The 18,564-nt window shown below is 55.3% G+C and carries 14 protein-coding genes and 4 pseudogenes; 6 read left to right on the top strand and 12 right to left on the bottom strand.

Annotation, left to right across the window (positions count from 1 at the left end; genetic code table 11):
- Nucleotides 1-1,037 precede the first annotated feature (1,037 nt).
- A pseudogene (locus B0G81_RS39670) lies at nt 1,038-2,137 on the bottom strand (IS5 family transposase).
- Nucleotides 2,138-2,960: 823 nt separating this feature from the next.
- Complete coding sequence (locus B0G81_RS39665; protein WP_134143702.1) at nt 2,961-3,245, bottom strand: hypothetical protein; 285 nt, start codon at nt 3,243-3,245, stop codon at nt 2,961-2,963.
- A 314-nt stretch (nt 3,246-3,559) separates the two neighbouring features.
- Here B0G81_RS39665 and B0G81_RS39660 point away from each other — a divergent pair, with 314 nt between their 5' ends.
- On the top strand, nt 3,560-3,718 hold the full coding sequence (locus B0G81_RS39660) for a transposase domain-containing protein (RefSeq protein ID WP_134143701.1): 159 nt from the start codon (nt 3,560-3,562) through the stop codon (nt 3,716-3,718).
- A 70-nt stretch (nt 3,719-3,788) separates the two neighbouring features.
- Here the strand turns inward: B0G81_RS39660 and B0G81_RS39655 are convergent, their stop codons facing one another.
- From B0G81_RS39655 to B0G81_RS39630, 6 genes and pseudogenes are all read right to left on the bottom strand, one after another.
- Nucleotides 3,789-4,028 (bottom strand): hypothetical protein, encoded by a 240-nt coding sequence (locus tag B0G81_RS39655; RefSeq protein ID WP_134143700.1) that lies wholly within the window; start codon nt 4,026-4,028, stop codon nt 3,789-3,791.
- Between the two features lie 278 nt (nt 4,029-4,306).
- Nucleotides 4,307-4,991: pseudogene (locus tag B0G81_RS45080) on the bottom strand (transposase); the annotation flags it as partial.
- A gap of 189 nt (nt 4,992-5,180) precedes the next feature.
- Nucleotides 5,181-5,954: a cyclase family protein gene (locus B0G81_RS39645; RefSeq protein WP_134143698.1), complete on the bottom strand. Its 774-nt coding sequence runs from the start codon at nt 5,952-5,954 to the stop codon at nt 5,181-5,183.
- Between the two features lie 24 nt (nt 5,955-5,978).
- Nucleotides 5,979-7,310 (bottom strand): fumarylacetoacetase, encoded by a 1,332-nt coding sequence (gene fahA / locus B0G81_RS39640; protein WP_134143697.1) that lies wholly within the window; start codon nt 7,308-7,310, stop codon nt 5,979-5,981.
- 102 nt (nt 7,311-7,412) lie between these two features.
- Nucleotides 7,413-9,014: an NAD(P)/FAD-dependent oxidoreductase gene (locus B0G81_RS39635; protein WP_243856853.1), complete on the bottom strand. Its 1,602-nt coding sequence runs from the start codon at nt 9,012-9,014 to the stop codon at nt 7,413-7,415.
- 154 nt (nt 9,015-9,168) lie between these two features.
- Nucleotides 9,169-9,870, bottom strand: a complete 702-nt coding sequence (locus B0G81_RS39630; RefSeq protein ID WP_208328633.1) for an FCD domain-containing protein — start codon at nt 9,868-9,870, stop codon at nt 9,169-9,171.
- Between the two features lie 257 nt (nt 9,871-10,127).
- Between B0G81_RS39630 and B0G81_RS39625 the strand changes: the two genes are divergently transcribed.
- From B0G81_RS39625 to B0G81_RS39615, 3 genes are read left to right on the top strand one after another with little or no spacing between them, the layout of a single operon-like run.
- A complete protein-coding gene (locus B0G81_RS39625) occupies nt 10,128-11,438 on the top strand; it encodes an MFS transporter (protein ID WP_134143695.1) in 1,311 nt (436 codons plus the stop codon).
- Between the two features lie 47 nt (nt 11,439-11,485).
- Entirely contained in the window at nt 11,486-12,205 is a 720-nt protein-coding gene (locus B0G81_RS39620) for an SDR family oxidoreductase (RefSeq protein ID WP_134143694.1), read from the top strand.
- Nucleotides 12,183-13,085 (top strand): SDR family oxidoreductase, encoded by a 903-nt coding sequence (locus B0G81_RS39615; RefSeq protein ID WP_243856852.1) that lies wholly within the window; start codon nt 12,183-12,185, stop codon nt 13,083-13,085. Before B0G81_RS39620 ends, B0G81_RS39615 begins: the two co-directional genes overlap by 23 nt.
- Nucleotides 13,086-13,893: 808 nt before the next feature.
- Here the strand turns inward: B0G81_RS39615 and B0G81_RS45675 are convergent.
- The 3 genes from B0G81_RS45675 to istA all read right to left on the bottom strand — a co-directional run bounded on the left by B0G81_RS45675 (nt 13,894) and on the right by istA (nt 16,683).
- On the bottom strand, nt 13,894-14,259 hold the full coding sequence (locus tag B0G81_RS45675) for an MFS transporter (protein WP_347877486.1): 366 nt from the start codon (nt 14,257-14,259) through the stop codon (nt 13,894-13,896).
- A gap of 103 nt (nt 14,260-14,362) precedes the next feature.
- On the bottom strand, nt 14,363-15,151 hold the full coding sequence (gene istB, locus B0G81_RS39605) for an IS21-like element helper ATPase IstB (RefSeq protein WP_091794129.1): 789 nt from the start codon (nt 15,149-15,151) through the stop codon (nt 14,363-14,365).
- An 8-nt stretch (nt 15,152-15,159) separates the two neighbouring features.
- Nucleotides 15,160-16,683, bottom strand: a complete 1,524-nt coding sequence (gene istA / locus B0G81_RS39600) for an IS21 family transposase (RefSeq protein WP_134143692.1) — start codon at nt 16,681-16,683, stop codon at nt 15,160-15,162.
- A gap of 221 nt (nt 16,684-16,904) precedes the next feature.
- On the opposite strand from istA, the pseudogene B0G81_RS39595 reads away from it, so the two are divergent.
- Nucleotides 16,905-17,723, top strand: a pseudogene (locus tag B0G81_RS39595) (IS66 family transposase); the annotation flags it as partial.
- Here the strand turns inward: B0G81_RS39595 and B0G81_RS39590 are convergent.
- A complete protein-coding gene (locus tag B0G81_RS39590) occupies nt 17,702-18,172 on the bottom strand; it encodes a hypothetical protein (RefSeq protein WP_243856851.1) in 471 nt (156 codons plus the stop codon). The pseudogene B0G81_RS39595 and the gene B0G81_RS39590 sit on opposite strands and share 22 nt — an antisense overlap.
- Nucleotides 18,173-18,296: 124 nt before the next feature.
- Here B0G81_RS39590 and B0G81_RS39585 point away from each other — a divergent pair.
- Nucleotides 18,297-18,542: pseudogene (locus B0G81_RS39585) on the top strand (transposase domain-containing protein); the annotation flags it as partial.
- Between the last annotated feature and the right edge of the window lie 22 nt (nt 18,543-18,564).

Raw genomic sequence — 18,564 nt, 5'->3', positions numbered from 1 at the left:
CCGTTATGGGTACATGAGCGGCGGATGTCATCAATGCGGCGCCCGGAATTTCCACAAGCGGCTTGTCGACCATCATTGTCGTCGAACTGTACGGAGGTGCCGCTTTAACTCAAGAAACTCTGTTTCAGAAAGCTGACAACGCGACTACACGAACAGATGCAAAGAATCGACACAATGTACCACTCCCGTATCCACGGCAGAACTTCGGCGACTTTCCGCCCCCCAAGACGTAACTGCGCCGTGAGCTCGGTTCACCGAAAGCAACTGATTTTTCTGTCCTTCAGGAATAGGCGGCCGAACAATTTCGCGCAAGCTCATAGCGAAAAACTGGAAAGGCGACGCTTGATCCATACCAACGGAAGGGCAATACGAATGGTTCGAAGCTCCATGAGTTGGCGGGCAACTAAGGAATTCCGCTAATTGTTCGTCTTATGTGACATGTGTTTTCGAGTGCCGCGCTATATCAGCTTGGGCTTATTTGATAAAGTTGAATTCTCGGTGCTATGTAGTCTGAATGACTTAGTTTTTCAATGCTTGGGAGTTGACGTCTGCATTTGACAGCATGAAGGCGAAATCCTCCTACCCTTCCCTTCTTTGTCGCGGCGCACGCTTCCCTGTCGTGCGCCTTTTTTTCTTGATGACTTCTGCGAAGAGGTTATCTTTCATATAGCAGCGCGTTTAGTCGGTATTTGCAGCCTACATTTTGGCAAATACGCATTCACCGGCTTCGGTCAACGCTCTGCTCACACGGCACTGAGCAGTTCAAAATTAAAAATTTTGTATGACACACCGGTTATTGCGGACAGGCTCCCGAATGCGACGTGACTCGTCTTCGGCACAACTGTAACGCGTAAAGCAACAGCGCTAACTTAGATTGCGGTATTGCCTAGCAGGCCGGTGAAATATCGGTCGTTGATGCGCTCAGGTGTATTACGACGGATGCTGGGTTCGCACTTTTGAAACGCGGAAGACGTTTGCGGGCATTCGACGTTGCTCGCGGGTTCACGATATCGGTGCTACCCATTGCTTCCTGCCCCTCAACCCGCAAGTGTGCGCATGCGCGTCAGGTTGTAGCCGACCTGCGTCAGCACGAAGAGCTGGTCTACGCGTTCAAGTCCACAATACATCGCCTGTCGAATTCGTCCGACTGTCTTGCCCCATCCGAACACCTGCTCAATGCGCTTACGTTTTTGCTGGCTGACCGCGTAACCCGGCCAGCGCGTAGTTCGCTCGTCAATGGCTGAACCTCCTGGACGTCCATCGTTTTGTGCCACATGCGGCGTGACACGATTCGCGCGGCAACCAGCAACGAAGGCAGCGGTGTCGTAGTTCTTGTCCGCGCCCACCGTTATGGCGCGACTCGCAACACCGGCGACATCAGGGAGCATCTGCCCGGCAGCGTCGCGCTCGGCGGTGCCCGTTGCCAGCGTCACCTGCGCATTGACCACCAAACCGTGACGGTTGTCGGTCAACACGTGACCCATATAACAAAAGTATCGCTCCGGTTCCTTTACTCTTTCGAAACAGGCGCGCCTGCTCGTCGGTCGTGGATTGGTGTGTCTCGTTACTGCGCTTCTGTCCGTGCCAGTTGTCATTCGGTGCAGGCGGTTCGTCAGGAGGCGTGTCGTCTGCGTCTGCCGTTGACTTTGGCACAAAGCTCTTGTGTCCGGCCCATGCCTGAATCAACGTGCCATCGACGCTAAAGTGTTCACCAGAAAGATACCCGCGCTCGCGCGCGGTCTCGACTGTCTCGTTAAACAGCAGCACCAGTACGTCGTGTTCGAGTAACCGGTCCCGGTTCTTGCTGAACGTCGAGTGGTCCCACACAGTCCCGTCCATCGGCAGGCCGACGAACCAGCGGAACAGCATGTTGTAGGAAATCTGTTCCACCAACATGCGCTCGCCGAATTGAGTACAGCACCTGCACCAACAAAGCTCGCACCAGCTTCTCCGGCGCGATGCTCGGCCGGTCTCCTTTCGCGTCAGCCTCGTACATCCGCGCGAACACATCGTCCATGCGTTTAAGCGCGTCATTGAGCCAAGTGCGAATCGGACGCAACGGATGGTCCTTCGGCACAAAGTCGTCCAGCTTCAACACCGTGAACATTGACTCGGTAAAACCATCTGGCCCACGCATCTGTTCCATCTCGCTCTCATTGATGACATCAGTTCAACGTTTACGCCCGCGTCCCGGATGACCGCTACATGAGGTATTTCACCGGCCTGCTAGTAAGCGATATCGCAAGACCTCGGTGAAATCGGCGACCGAGGCCCATGGCGAATTATCGCCGTCGGCAAACCCAAGAAGAAACGGATGCGCTGCCGCATGCGGCAAGGTGAGTCCCGTCTCGCGCGACCTCGAGACCCGGGTACCAAGCGTGACTATCAGAACCCGCAACAGAATTTCAGGCTCTGCTGCCACGGGGACCAAGCCGACATACTTTCACCACGCCTCTCTGACTATCGATGAAGATGGATTTCTGACGCCCCTCTCAGGGCGCGCTTCGATCGACGCAACAATACCTCCTTGAACGCGCTATCTGTTCTTTCCCGGATTACGTCCCTCGCCGCGAGCCAGTGCGTTCAACGTCACATCTACTCTCGATGTCACTCATAGTGTACGGTAATAGCTTGTCTGACGAACAGTTTTCAACACCCTTTTGATAGCACGCCATTCCATTCATTAGATAATTAAATTCTTTTGCATTTAATTATCGGACATATTTCCCTCAATCTCAGACGGCACGTTACCGATGACTGGGGTGACCTGCCGCCAGAAGACACCGAGTCCCATCGACTGGCCGTTCGACTTGGCTCACGCATCGAGTCGAACCTTGATGTCAAGGGCAGCGAGTATGAATGATCATCGAAGCTGACCGCAGCGTGAAAATCATGTGGTCCCCTCGGCGTATTGTCCATCCCCGTCTTCCCCACCACCGTCACGATGATCGAAGCCAAGTTCATGCAGCGTTCCGACGTGCACAGCAAAGCGGCGGCGATTTCGTTTGCTCGTTTGAGTTAATCGCCATGATCTGTGGCACGACCTCGAAGCCGTGCACGACGTTGCAATCGATCAGTTCAGGCATCCGGTGCCAAACCCTTACTGGATAATCGGCGACTTCATTGCACGATTGCTTGCGCACTATGGATACGACGCGGGCATGGCGTTGACCACATTCGCGGCGTTCGCTGAACTTTGCGGCCAGCTTGCCCGCGAGTTTGGTATTGAGCGCATTATTGTCCACAGATATTGCTTCGAACCGGGCGGCTAACGAACGAGCCTGCGGTAACCGCACTCATCGCCCAAACTGAGTCAACGCACTGAGACCGGGCGATACAGCGCGTGCATACTCGATGTCATCGAAAAGCTCATGCTTGAGCACTCGCTTGCAGCCGCAACCAACCGTATACTCGGCAAGGCGTTGACCTTTCTGCACGGGCAGTTGCCGAAGCTGATCCATGACGTTCAGCACAGTAACTGCCCCATATCGAACAATCCCTGCCAAACTTCGCCCGTAGTGCCCGGAACGCCGCGGTTGGCTGTTCACTGACACCATCGATGGTGCAAACGCGAGGGCCGATCTCTACTCGCATGTTGAAAAGCGGCATCGATCCGTATCGCTATCTCGCCTGGCTGCTACGGCGTCTCCCGCTGGCACAGACCGTCGACGACTACAACGCGCTCTTGCTTAGGAAGATGTTCATCGATCTCCGTTGACAGAGTCCTGTAGGACATCTCACGAGCTCTCGGCCTTACTCTGTGGGGTGTCGTCAACGATCGCTTAATATCAATCATGCCGGCTCCCGAACTGCCGTTGCAGCTCTATGATTGCGGGAAGGTGAAAATCGAGAACATCGGGAGCCGCGTTGCCTTGCCGACGGCAGACTTCCACTGCAAGCTCCAGCGCTCGGGCACGCGTGATAATCAACAGGGATAACGCCTCCCACAATAAGCTTTTCTGTAACGCCGACAGCCGAAACGGTTGCTCACCCACCACGGTTATTAGGTCAAACGCTTCTGTATCCATTGGCAATTGTCCCCGACCATTCACATTCACTTCTCGAGTGCGACGCCCATCCTTACTTTGTGGCGCTTACCGTCACATGACAGCCCCCCCGCGCAGCCACGGCTAACAAAGCGGCATATTCCGCTAGAGAATATCTGCACACTCCGCTTCCTGCGGGCCGACGGCTCGCAGCACGTTTGCATTCGTGTATGCGAACGTGCCGCAACCTTGATCGTTTGGTCTGATCGGCCGTCGTGGCTCGCGTTTACCAGCGCATACGGCACTCAGGCTTTTCTGTTTCACGGTTTCCATAACTGCTTGCGCTTCCTCAACAGGTTATCCAGTGTGAACGGCGTTGTGATTTGAGCAGTGGTTTTTCGTCATGCGCCGGTATCGGGTCTTTGTTTAACCAAATTGCTGCTGCAGAACGTGAAATGGATGCTCTGACTTTGGCCCGGATGCCGACATTGGGACGTTCGATCTGATCGAATATTGCATCCAGACGGTTGTTCAGATACAACTGATTTCGCCTAGATGGCTTCATGGCGACATACAAGCGTGCTGAACCCTCCTCGTATCGCTTGTGAATGCCCTGAGAGCCGGCGTCAATGTTCACATCCGTTTCTTCACCGTGCATGAACAACTGGGCCTCGTTGATGTCCGCCATGTTCATCGCGGTGCCGATAACTGCGTGAACCAGCCCTGACTCCGCGCTCACACCGATGTGCGCTTTCATCCCGAAGTGCGAGCTATGGCCCTTCCGTGTCTCTAGAATCTTTTTATCTTGCGTACTCGAGGCATCCTTCGTTAATGTGACGCCGAAATCAGGGTCGCGTTAACCACTGTTCCGTTTTCGCTCAGAAAGTCGTTGGCCAGCGCAAGCATCTACACAACCAGAGCGTGGGTATTGAGCAGGCGACGAAGCAGCAGTATCGTGCTCTCGTCGGGCAAACGCGTCACACCGCCATCCAGCCATGCAAAATCGTCGCAGGATAGAAGCCCGTCACAGAACGCCTCTTCCAGCGTGACCGGTTAATTTGTCGGGCGCGCTCTTCGTGAAGGGTTGCACTATGATCCGAGATGTCTTGGGCGAGACCGCGGTGAGGCTGGGCTGGCGTAACGAAGCGAATCGCAATGTCGCGGTGCTCATCGTATTACCAGCCCACCATGCCTTCAGGAATCCGGAAGAATTGCGACAGCGCGGGTCCAGCCGGCCGACGCGGCACGAATTTTGACGGGGAAGCAGGAAACCATAAAGCCAGTCGACGGCAAAGCTTCAAGATTGTGAAGCTTTTCGATCTGACAATAACCCCTGTCGCGCCCCGCTTTGTGTCCTTCCCATATGATTGCTGGATCTCGGCTTTCGGCGAATCGTTTAGCGGTATGCACGAAAGGAGCATCCCAGCTCCATCCGTCGGTGCCCACTACTCTAACCCCCTTTTCAAGCAGGTAAAGCGTTGCCTCACGTCCCATGCCACAGCCGGTCGTGACATAGTCGTCCTCGCCGTATCGGCTTCCTGCACGGGTGTTTACCACGACGATATCGAGAGGCTTCAATTCATGTCCGATTCGATCGAGCTCGCCAGCGATGTCATTGGCCGAGACAACATAACCATCCTCAAACGAGCGGAAATCAAGTTTCACCGCCGGCTGATAGCACCACTCGAGGGGAACCTCATCAATCGTGATGGCACGAACGCCGCCGTCCATTGTCGTGTGATAGTGATAAGGGGCATCGACATGTGTCCCATTGTGAGTGGAAATCGTGACCTTTTCGGTTGCCCATCCCTGCCCGTCTGGCAGCTGATCTTGCCGCAGGCCAGGAAAGAAGGAGAGCAGATCCGATGCCGATTGCGTATGCGACACATAGTCGATGGCGACACGCTGGTGCGGCGGATCGGAAATAACGTCGTTTTCGATTGGGATGCTAATATCAATGAGCTTCATGTGCTTCTCCTCCAATGTAAGCGCTTAAGGTACGATTGTTCCGACAGCTTGGCCAAAGCCGATCGGGCGGTAACCCTCCCGATGGCATCTTGCAGAAAATGTTATTTCATCGCCATCCTCAAGATAGGATCGCGATTCACCATTGGGAAAAGTTACGGGCTCCCGCCCGTCGAAGGTCAGCTCCAGGAGGCTACTCAATTCCCGTCGCGTTGGCCCCGAAATAGTCCCAGTTCCAATTAGGTCACCGGGCTGTAGGTTGCATCCCCCCAACGAATGGTGGGTGATCATCTGGGCGACGGTCCAGTATAGATATTTAGCATTTGACGTGATAAGACGTTCGGCAGGCAGACCGGTATGCGACATCTCTGCGGTGCGCAGGAATACTTCAAGCTCTATGTTGAAGCCCCCAGCTGATATGTCGCGATTGTCGGAAAGATACGGCAACGGTGCGGGATCATCACCGGAACGAACGAATGCAGGCACCCTATAGGGTTCCAGTGCGTCGATGGTAACCACCCACGGCGATACAGTTGTGCTGAAGCTTTTTCCGAGAAACGGCCCCAATGGCCGCATTTCCCAGCGCTGGATATCACGCGCGGACCAATCATTGAGGAGGCAGATGCCGGCAACATGGTCGGCCGCGTCACTGATATCAATCGGGTCGCCAAGGGAATTTCCAGCTCCAAGATAAACCCCTAGCTCAAGTTCGAAATCGAGCTGTTCGCAGCGCCCCACGCTTGGATCCTTTCGCCCACCTAGTCGCTGCCCCTTCGGCCGCCTGACAGGATCACCGCTCAGTCGCACCGATGACGCGCGCCCGTGATAGCCAATCGGCATCCATTTATAGTTGGGCGGCAGAGGCTCCTCAGGATTGAAGAGCGCACCTGCGGCTCGAGCATGATAGATGCCGGCATAAAAATCTGAATAGTTTCCGATATTTGTCGGCAATTTCATCGTGCATGCCGTCATCGGGTGGAGAAATTGGTGGGCCAATTTCACCGCTTCCAAACCCTCGACAGTGGTCGCGTCAAGAAGGTTAGCGACTGCTCGCCTTAGTTGGCGGCAGGCAGGTCTCCCGAGAGAAAAAAGCGCATTGAGGTTTTCTACGCTCAGCGCCTTCACAATTTGGGGATCAAGCTTCAGAAGCTCGAGTGACAGGGCCGCGTTTACATCGAGAATCTGATCACCGATGGCAATGCCAATCCGCGGCTCTGTTCTGTCGGAAAAGAAAATGCCCAGCGGCAAATTCTGAATGGGGAAATCGGCGTTCGAGTCGTTAGCTTTTTCGACCCAACTCTTCCTGTTTGGTTCATGCGTTTCGTCGAGCAGGAAAGCGCCAGCTTTTTGTGAAAGCATTTTTGTAAACTCCAACCCGAGTGCAGGGGACACCGCTCCAAAAAGCGGCGTGCATACCAACCGAAAGCAGCCATTTGCATCGACGCGAAGAAGCTCGCGAGCTTATTGGACTTGGAAGCCTTCAAAGTCGCGCGCAACAATCCCTGCGCATTTGTCGATGTAGGCTGGGAACCCACTGAGATCAACGAGAATCGTTCGCGCCTTTCCAGGAATATTCGCACCGACATACCACGAGTTGGCGAGCGGGAAGAGCGTTTTAGCTGCAGCATAATTAATGTAATCGGTCCAGCCCGCCTGCGCCTCATCCGTTGGCTCGATCGTCGCTTTCCCGGCTTGGCGCACATGCTCAATGCAATCCATGACGAGACCGATCTGATGTTCATCGCATTGGATCGCTTGAGTAAGACCGGCCGTGCTGCCCGGCCCAGCGAGATTGAAAAGATTTGGGAACTGGAATGTCATTAACCCGAGATACGTTTTCGGGCCGTCCTCCCATTCTTCCTTCAACACCAATCCGTTCCGACCACGAATGTCGATATTCGTCAACGCGCCAGTCAAAGCGTCAAATCCAATTGCGTAAACGAGCGCGTCGAGCGGGTACTCGATACCTTCCACAATGATTCCGGTCGCCGTAACCTTCTCAATGGGTGTTATGTTGACATCAATAAGCCGAACATTCTCCCGATTGTAGGTCTCATAGTAATTGGTATCCGCGCACAGTCGCTTGGCCAAGACCGGATAACCTTTTGGCGTCAGCATTTCAGCGACAACAGGGTCCTTTACTTTTTCATGGATCTTGCGCTTGAGGAAATCTGCAAGTGTCTGATTGGCTTCCTTGTTAGTCAATAGATCGCTATAGGAAGAATATAAGCAGAGACCACCTGACTTGTAACGGTATTCGTATTCCTTCTCCCGCTCTTCGGGTGATACGGACAGCGCGGAGATTTCCAAAGGCTTCTTTGGTTCGCCATCAACACATACAAAACCGGCGAATGCTTTTGACTCCATGGTCCGCAAATCGTCGTATTGATCCTTAATCCGCCGCAGATAGTCTTTATCGAGAGGGCGATTCATCAGGGGAACAGCATAATTCGCAGTTCGCTGAAATACTGTCAGATGGCGGGCTTCGCGCGCGATTAGCGGTATGGATTGGATCGCTGAAGAACCGGTACCAATGACGCCTACACGCTTTCCTTCGAAGTTGACTGGTTCATCAGGCCATTTTGATGTGAAATATTGCTCACCCCTGAAACTGTCCACGCCAGGAATGTCAGGCTTTTTGGGCGCAGAAAGGCAACCAGTCGCCATAATACAAAATTGCGCCCTGATTTCTTCGCCGCGATTGGTCTTGATCAACCATTTATTTGAATCCTCGTCGAAAATAGCGGAGTCGACACGGGTCGAAAGACTAATATTTTCCCAGAGATCGAAACGATCAGCGACGTGATTGAGATATTTCAGAAGCTCGGGCTGAGACGCAAAGCGCTCACTCCAGTCCCACTCCTCTTGAAGTTCTTTCGAGAATGAATAGCTGTACTCAATACTCTCGATGTCCACTCGTGCGCCGGGATAACGATTCCAGTACCACGTTCCGCCGATCCCACCGCCCGACTCGATGAGCCGCACGGATAGACCAGCCTGCTTGACTCGGTGCAGCATGTAGAGACCGGCAACACCGGCACCGACGATAACGACATCCGTCACAGTAAATCCTCCCTTGGATCGGAGGCACATCATGAACCTCCGCGTTGTCAGGCCTTCGCCCGGGCACGAGTGCGTCCCCGATCTATCGAAAAAAACAGCTTGACGAAGAGCAACTGCCCAACAGTACCAACATGAAAATATTCAGTCAATACTTTTATCGATATTTTCGATCCGGATATACATATGTCAACGTTCGCTGCAGATGATCGGCAACGAGCTTGCAAGCAAAGGCAGAATCCCGGCGCAGGACCACTTCAGCCAGCGCCTTGTGCTCGTCGTAGAAATTCTCACGCGCCTCGTGGCGAACCATCATGAGGCGCCGATAGCGATAGGCTTGGTCGTACAGATTTCTGTGGAGCTCAAGGAGCCTTGGCGACCCACAGGCCGCCAGCAGTGCCGTGTGAAAACCACGATGCACGTCGTCGAAGTCCGTGGCTCCCTCACGAAATACTTCTTCTCCTTTTCTGGTGAAGAGTTGGATCTTGTGAAGAGCGGCCACAATATTGGATTCCCACTCGTCGTCGCCCTGCGCGATCGAAAGTCGAAGTGCTTCAACTTCAATGAGTTGCCGAACATTCGTAACGTCACGCAAGTCGGCTTCGCTAATAGCGGCGACGCGAAAACCTCGTTGGCTGATCGCTTGTACGAAGCCTTGCGTCACCAGCCTAGAGAGACCCTCCCGAACAGGGGTAGCACCAATTCCGTAGCGCTTAACCAAATCGCCGATGACAAGTTTCGTGCCCGGCGGAAGAGCACCAGACAAGACGTCACGCTCGAGGAACGACGCAGCTTGCTCCGTGAGGGTGTTTGCCATTGCGATGTCGCCATGCTCGCTCGCTTTCATAAAGCTTTCCATAGATACTCCGATCGAATCGAGATTTTCGATTTCTAGCGGTATTTTAGCTCGGCGCAACGTCTCTCACGCTTGAATTCCCGCTTAAATATCATAGTACAAAATCGTAACAAGTGCGAAATATCGATATTTTAGTTGACTAGATATGAAATGAGGAGTCTATTGACGGGCGGCAGGAGGAGGTTTGGCCGATGCCATCGGTAGGTGGCGTCAACTTGAATTCGGAGCGGGCTGGACGCCCGTACCCCATTGGAGGAACTATGTCTGCTCAAAAAGATACAATGTTAATTCCAGGCCCGGCAAAGGTCAGTAGCCGCCAAGTCTGGTTTGCCTCGATCATATGCTTCGGCGCGTGGACCTTTGGCGTGTACGATTTCGTGCTCTTCGGTATGTTGCTGCCGGAAATCGGCCGCCAGATAAAGTGGAGCCCGACGACGCAAGCCGAAATTGCAACGTGGATAGCCATCGGGACGGTGTTCGTGGCCCTTGGCGTGGGCCCGTTCTTGGACCGCTTCGGCCGCAAGGCGGGGCTTATGCTGACCGTTGGCGGAGCGGGTATCTGCTCGGCCTTGACAGCGATGGCAGGTGGAGTAGGACTTCTACCGCTCGTTCTAATCCGTGCCGTTAGCGGGCTCGGTTACAGTGAGCAAGGTGTCAATGGCGCCTACCTCAGCGAGCTCTACAACAGTGCGCATAGCGATTTCATAGTTCGTTGGCGTGGGCGCATCTTCAGCATAGTACAAGGTGGATGGCCAGTTGGAGCAATGTTGGCAGCTTGGCTCACGTCAATCCTCTTGCCAAGAATTGGCTGGAAGGGGTGCTTCATCGTCGCGGCTGTCCCCTCCCTCATCATCGCGTTTCTTGTACGCTTCCTGCGCGAAAGCCCGTCCTTCGAGGCACTGCGCGAGCAACGCAAGCGCGACCCAAAAGCTGTCCAACACTCTGGATCGTTCTTTGAGATCTTCAAGGGCGACTCCCTACGCCCAAGTATCGTTTTAGGGATGACACACACGCTGAATTGGTTTTCTGCGCAGACGTTCGGCATATTGGGAACAACAGTTCTCATGAATGTTCACCACATTAATTTCGGTAATTCCCTTCTTGTCCTCGTCTTTTCTAATTTCGCCGGCTTTGTTGGCTATCTCGTGCACGGCTATCTTGGGGATAAGTTCGGCCGGCGCAATGTCATTGCTGGCGGCTGGATGATTTGTAGCGTTTCCTTTGGCGCCATGCTCTTCGTGCCGAGCGATTTCTGGACGGTAACAGCGCTGTATAGCCTCGGCCAGTTTTTCTCCATCGGACCATACGCTTGTCTGTTATTTTTTGTTGGTGAAAGCTTCCCGAATGCAGCGGTTCGTGGGCGCGGTACGTCCTTCGTCGTCGGTATTGGTCCGGTCGGCGGTATCATCGCCGCAGCCGGCACGACTTGGATCCTGGCCAACAGCGGGACCTGGCAATCGGCAGCACTTTACCTTGGCGCCGTTCCCTGTTTCCTGTCGGCACTCTGTGTTCTCTTTTCCAAGTCTACACACCTTGCCAAGCAGTTGAATGTCGCCCCCGCTTTCAAATGATTCAGACAACATGAACCTTCGAATTTTCTGTCAAAATGGGAGGAGCAATGCGTCTGAAGGAAAAAGTGGTTCTTGTCAGTGGTGGCGCACGCGGTATGGGCCGAGAGATGGTTCAACTATTCAGCGATCACGGCGCGATCGTGATTGCAGGCGACATAATTGAACCGGAAAGCGAGGCCCCATGGAACGCACACGACGTCGCTCTAGATGTCACGAAGGAAGAAAGCTGGGACCGCGTAGTAGACGGCATTGTTTCAGAGCATGGTCGTATCGACGTACTCGTCAACAATGCTGGCTTGTTGGTGGTCGCGGGCATTCTCGATCTCACGCATGCGGAGTGGGAAAAATCCATTGCGGTTAATCAAACGGGAGTATGGTTGGGAATGCGCGCCGTTATCCCGACTATGCAGCGGCAGAGAAACGGATCCATTATCAACTTTTCCTCGACTTGGGGCAAAGTCGCATCTCCCGGCTTCCACGCTTATCACGCGACGAAAGGAGCGGTGACGACAATGACCAAGAATGCCGCGATTAGCTACGTTGGTGAAGGTATCCGGGTCAATTCCGTTCATCCCGGCCTGATCGCTACCAAAATGAGTTCCTCGATCCCGGGAAGCGGAGCGGAAGACGTTGTTGAAGGCACACCAATGAAGCGTTCGGGCAAATCGATCGAGGTTGGCTATGGCGTGCTTTTTCTTGCGAGCGATGAAGCAAGCTTCGTGACTGGCTCGGAGTTGGTCATCGATGGCGGTTATCTCGCGCAATAACGGAGTCTCGCAGGTGAATGTCGGCGAGCCCGCCGACATCAGTATCAAGACTGAAACCCGGTACATCTCCGATCATTCGCGAGGTATCCGGGAAACACGAAACGATCCAGTTCTGTCGACCTATGTCGATAGGGCATCTATAACAGTGAAAGGAAAGAGTATGCGTCTGACCGATAAAGTAATACTGTTAAGCGGTGGAGCGCGCGGAATGGGGCGCGAAATGGTAAAACTCTTCAGTGAACATGGAGCCTATGTGATCTCTGGGGATGTCCAGAAGCCTGATGGCGATGCGCCGGACCGTGCCGAGGACGTCATTCTTGATGTGAGCAATGAAGACAATTGGCGCGAAGTTGTCGAGAAGACACTGGCCAAGCACGGGCGCATCGATGTCTTGGTCAACAATGCCGGGATCCTCGTCACGGACGATGTCTTAAATTTGTCGCGCGCTGGTTGGGAAAAGTCGATCGCGGTCAATCAGACCGGCGTATGGCTCGGTATGCGGGCCGTGATCCCGACGATGCAAAAGCAGAAGGCGGGGTCGATTATCAACTTCTCATCGACATGGGGAAAGGTCGGTGCGCCGGGCTCTCACGCTTATCATGCAACCAAAGGCGCCGTCGTCACTATGACTAAGAACGCGGCGATGAGTTATGTCGGCGACGGCATTCGTGTGAACTCGGTTCATCCCGGTTTGATCGACACGCAAATGAGTGCGGGTATTCCGGATGGAGACAGAGACAAGGTTGCACAGAGTACGCCGATGAAGCGTTGGGGCAAACCGATTGAGGTCGCGTACGGCGTGTTGTTTCTCGCCAGTGATGAGGCAAGCTTCGTGACCGGCTCTGAATTGGTAATCGACGGCGGCTATCTGGCCCAATAGATGCAGATATAACGGGCAACTGCGCGTGCCCAGAGCACCGCAGTTGCCCTTCTCTCTCAAGCCTTAGAAGCCATAAATCGTTCGCCACCGTTCGCAGCGACAATTGTCAAACGAAGGAGAAAACAGGTGTCCCGGGTGAGCCGACTCACCATCGGACATGATTGCCTCCTGATCTCGCGCAATATGGAGAGCCAATTTACCCATCTCCAGATTTCTCTGTGTCATCCGGTCCGAAATCCCCCTCCACGTATTCTGCGCAGCTGATGCTGCTGTCTGAAGTGCTTACGCTGCTGAAGCAAGTACTGGCCGCTTGCCCACTAGTCGGCACTCGACCTTCCAGTCGGGCCGTCAGTTTCGACAGCCGCAAGGTTCTGGCATGTGGTGCGGTGCAGCTTCTGCTTCGCTTCGCGCTGCTGCGCCGCACCACATCCGCAACCGGTCTTCTGCCAGAGTTTCGAGTCCGATACCGCGAACAACCAACTGCTTCGCAAACTGACGGATACCACTGCGCGGGCTTTTAGGGTGGGCCGCAAGTAACTCGCGCACGCCGTCAAGGACGGTATTGCAGTTCGATCGCGACCGAATTGGACATGCGCGCCGGGATGCCGTGCTCGCGGCAAAACGCCGTCTTGTCGACTTCGCCTCCCCGCTGCGGCCGCGATGTGCGCGTACGGCCTGCGTTTCATAGAAACGTACTGGGTGGCCATCTGATCCAGCCACCGGGAGTCAGTCTTTGATGGAGCGGAGATACTACGCTAACGCAGGCGTCCTAACGCGCTTAGCCTCGCAGGGAGTGCTTCGTGAATGTTCAACGAGACTGAGCTTCGGAATCGTTCGATACTCGTCCTGATATGTACTGGGTTCTCATCCAGAGAAACGTTAAAGCCGCGGCGACAATCAGTAACGGTAAGTTTACCAAATTAAGATCTACCCATCCGAAGCGCTCTAACACTGGACCTGCAACGAGCGATGCCGCTGCAGTAAAAATGTTCCGGATGAGTTCCGCGACGCCCTGCACCTTCGCGCGTCCGGCTGGAGTGTGGGAGGAAGCCAATAGAGCGGTACCACCGACAAACATGAAATTCCAACCGATGCCGAGGCAAAGCAACGCAGCGTAGAATGCTGGAATGCTGGATGATGTGGCGGCAATAAATGTGCACGCGGATGAGGCGATTGACCCGGATCTCGCCGCCTGTCACCTTTCGGCGTAATGGCGCCGGGCATTTTCGCCGTAATGACGCCACTGGAAACGCGCAATTCGAGGGCTCGAACGGGGATCAAGGTTGCTTGATTTTGCCTCCTTTTGCAAGCTCGGTTCTGAGTGTTTCGACGCCCGGTTTTAGTCCGCGATAGCTCTCACCGTCGAGGACGATTTTGTGAGCGCCGTGACGCAGGCGGTCGAGGGTTGCCGCGCCGATCATCTTGTTACCTGGGAATGCTTCCCCCCATTCTGGAAAGTCCAGATTCGAAGTTAAAATTGTTGCTGCGCGCTCATAACGCTCGGCGATCAGGTCGTGGAAGTCTTCATCGTCTGGCGAACGCAGCGGCTTAAGACCAAAGTCGTCAATGATCAGAAGTGGAAGCTTGGCGAGATACTGGAAACGACGGTCGTAAGTGCCCACGGCTGCCGCGCTGCGCAGGCTTGCTAATAATTGGCTTTGTGTTGAGAACAGCACATCGTGTCCTTGCCGAGCTGCAGCGTGTCCGAGGGCTTGCGCAAGATGGCTTTTCCCCGTTCCGCAAGGCCCGGCAATCAGGACCGCCACCTTCTCGTCAATAAATCGGCACGTGGCGAGATCATGGATAGCGGATCGATTCAGCCCTGGTAGCCGGTCGAAGTCGAATCCTTCAAGCGTCTTCTGGCTGCGGAAGTTGGCGCGTCGCATGCGCAGGCTGAGCTTCTTGTTATCGCGCCTGGCTACTTCGTCGTGAATGAGCAGCGAAAGGAATTCGGTGAAGGCGAGCTTGCGATCGATGGCCTCGCGGTTTCGCGCTTCCAGCGAATCGAGGATGCCGGACAAGCGCAGCTGTTTAAGCAGTGGAGTCAGTTCAGGAATGGGATGCATGGCCGGCCTTACTGGGGAATGGTTTGTGTGTTGCGGCAGAAACGGCCCCCTTCGGTGTAGGTGCTCGCCAGCGCATCAAAGGCATTTAACAGCGTCAGCTGATCCAATCCCTTTTGCAGAATGGTTTTAACGGCCGTGTAGTGCGGCGTTCCGTAGTGGTTGGCGCGCGAGCAGGCAGCTTCAAGGCGGACTGCTCCATACTTCTGTTTAAGCCGCAAAACGCCTTGCACCGAGCGCATCTTGATTAAGACTTTATCGCCGAAGAGCGCCTGAACCAGGGCATAGCAGGCAGGCCCGATCTGCTCCGCAGCTGCCAGGCACCACTGGGTGTCCTGCAGTTGCCACGCCTGGGCAGCGGATGGCAGATGATCGTCTACCGTGCGACGGCCGCCTGCGCGAGTAAGGCGGGCGTGAGCTGCGACCGATTCCTGCCCGCGATACAGCGTCACCATGGTGTCGGTCGCCTTGAGCCACAGTTCCTCGCCGACCAGCCTATACGGGACCGAATAAAAACTCTGCTCGAACTGGACATGAGCGTCGCGGTGCACCTTGGCCTTCGCCCACACGACGAGCTCCGGCGGCACGTCCGGCAAGCTGATCAGCAGGCTTCGTTCGACTTCCGCGAAGCGCTTGAGGGGCATCTCGCGGGTCGTACCGTGAATGCGGTTGCCGGCTTCGTTCATTACCCACGCGTGTACTTGGCGATTGGCGTCAGCCACGCCACGAAACTCGCGTAAGGGCAAGAAGCCTCGCTTCACAAATTTGACGCCCGATTCCACGATTCCTTTTTTTTGCGGATCCCTTGGCGGACAAGCATCAATCTTGAAACCGTATCCTTCTGCGCACTCGCCGTACGCGCGTTGCACCTCGGGCTCGTAATAGCACGCGCGCGTGATCGCACATTTACAATTGTCGATGATGACCCGAGCCGGCACACCACCAAATGCCTCGAAGGCGCGCCGGTGACATCCCAGCCAGGTCGCTACCGTCTGGTCTCGGACAAACTCAACATATTGGTGGCGCGACCAGGCGAGGGTCGTGACGAAGAACCACGTCTTGTGGATCTCGCCGGTGAGCGCGTCGGTCATCATCGGACCGGCGCCGAAATCAACCTGTGCCGCTTCGGCCGGCTTGAATTCCAGGCGCAGCGGCACGTCGGGCGTGCGCGATGCGTCTATATGCAGAAGGAAACGATAGACCGACGAATAGCTGCCGCCGTACCCGTGGTTGCGAACCAGCGTGGCGTGGATCGTCGTGCATTGAACTCCGGTTGCCCGCCACCTGGTGATCTGCTCCCGCCACGGTTCCAATGTTGAGACGCAGCTCGATGGTAGCGGAGCCTCTTTGCGATCCAGGAAAGCGGCCATTACGTGTTCGTCGGGCAAAACCGCTTCACGCGCCAACCATCCGTTCCTGGCGGCAATCTCCCGCACCTGCGCGATCTTCTTGCGCCCCATGGTCTTCGATCGTGCGATATCCCGGTCAGAGTCGCCTCGGCGCATGCGCACCAGGATCTGTCGGTATTGGTACATCTCGAACCTCCGATTGGCCACGGCCTCTCCCGGCAAAAGGCCGGGAGTCTAGCCGATCAATGAAGTTCGAACCCTCGCTGCTCGTCATCTGGGTGGCGCCATTACGCCGGAAAACTACTGGCGCCTTTACGCCGAAAACGCCGTGGCTCCATTACGCCGGAAATCCGGTGGCGCCATTACGCCGAAAACGAAATGGCGCCTATATGCCGGAAATTCACACCGCCATTGAAGTTGAGCTCGAGCAACTTCAGCCACAGGCCACAGCCGGGCCGCTACCTCAACAACCGAAGCGTGCCGCGCTGCCCGCAAAATTGCCACGCACAGAGATTCACCACGAGCCGCAGAGCACCGTATGCCAATGTGGTTGCGAGCGAGTGCGCATCGGCGAGGACATCAGCGAGAAGCTGGACTACACGCCGGGCGTGTTCACCGTGGAGCGGCATGTCCGTGGCAAGTGGGTATGCAGAAACTGCGAAACACTGATTCAGGCCGCGATGCCTGCACACGTCATCGACAAGGGCATCCCGACCACGAGGCTGCTGGCGTCGGTGCTGGTTGCCAAATACGCTGACCACCTTCCCCTGTATCGGCAGGAGCAGATCTATGCTCGGGCGGGTCTGGCGATACCGCGATCGACATTGAGTGCGTGGGTCGGTACGTGCGGCGTGCAACTACAGCCGCTGGTCGACGCACTGCATCAGGAAATCCTGCAGCAGGGTGTGCTGCATGCGGATGAGACGCTGGTACAGATGCTCAGCCCCGGCAAAGGCAAAACACATCGCGCGTACCTGTGGGCGAATGCGCCGACGCACTACAGTGAGTTGCGCGCCGTGGTCTACGACTTCGCCGACAGCCGTGCAGGTGAACATGCCCGTGCATTCCTCGCCGGCTGGCAGGGCAAACTGGTATGCGACGACTACAGCGGGTACAAGGCTGGATTCCAGCAGGGCATCACCGAAATCCGCTGTGCGGCGCACGCGAGACGCAAGTTTTTCGATCTGCATGCGAATCACAGCAGTCAGATCGCCGCGCAGGCGCTGCCGTTCTTCGAGTGGTTGTCGAGAAAGTCGCGAATGAACGGGCCGTAGACGAGCAGAGAGTTCTTCGCGAGTCCCCGATCCTGCCTCAGATAGCCCAGGTACCGGCCATAAATGTGCGCAATCGCGGATTGGTGGTCCAACGTCGGCGGGCACACAATGGCTTCGGCGCGTAGATATGCGAGAAACTGCCGTAATGTGGGGCGTGCACGCTGGACGCGGTCTCGTGATGGGTCGATCATGCGCTTCATAAAACGAGCCGTGACAGACTCATCGAGATCAATCAGGTCGACGTTCCTGTTCTTCATCCACCCAGAGAACGCACACAGGACTCTTCGTTTCTTGCAAATCGATACCTCGGAATAGTGTGCCGTCCGTAGACGATCAAGAAATGCATCGATGTGATGGGCCGGCAGCCCGCCGGATTCGCTGACTGTGCGTTTCGCATTCATATGATTTCTCCTGGCCAGCGTGATAGCCAGCCTGAGAAATCATACTTTTATGCCGACACAGCGTTCATGAAAGCCCATAGCCACCGTCGCACACGTGCACGACGCGGCATAATCGGGGAGTCGGCATAATTGGGTCGAAAACCAGATACGTCCGTGGGCCATCGGAAGAGCGAACTGGTTGTTTGCCAGTTCGCTTCGAGCGGGCAAACGAGCCGCGGCCATCATGAGTCTGCTACGTTCAGCGCAACTGAATGGGCACGAACCACACGCCTACCTGAAAGACGTCCTGACGCGACTGCCAGCCGACAGGGCCAGCGATATCGCAACATTACTGCCCCATCGTTGGCAACCAGCGGACCCTATCCGCTAGTTCAACTCGTCAAGACGGGTGT

It is taken from the genome of Paraburkholderia sp. BL6665CI2N2, from assembly GCF_004366535.1.
Taxonomy (GTDB): Bacteria; Pseudomonadota; Gammaproteobacteria; order Burkholderiales; family Burkholderiaceae; genus Paraburkholderia.
The sequence above is the reverse complement of the archived record's forward strand: the minus strand, read 5'-3'. Positions and strand labels throughout refer to the sequence as shown.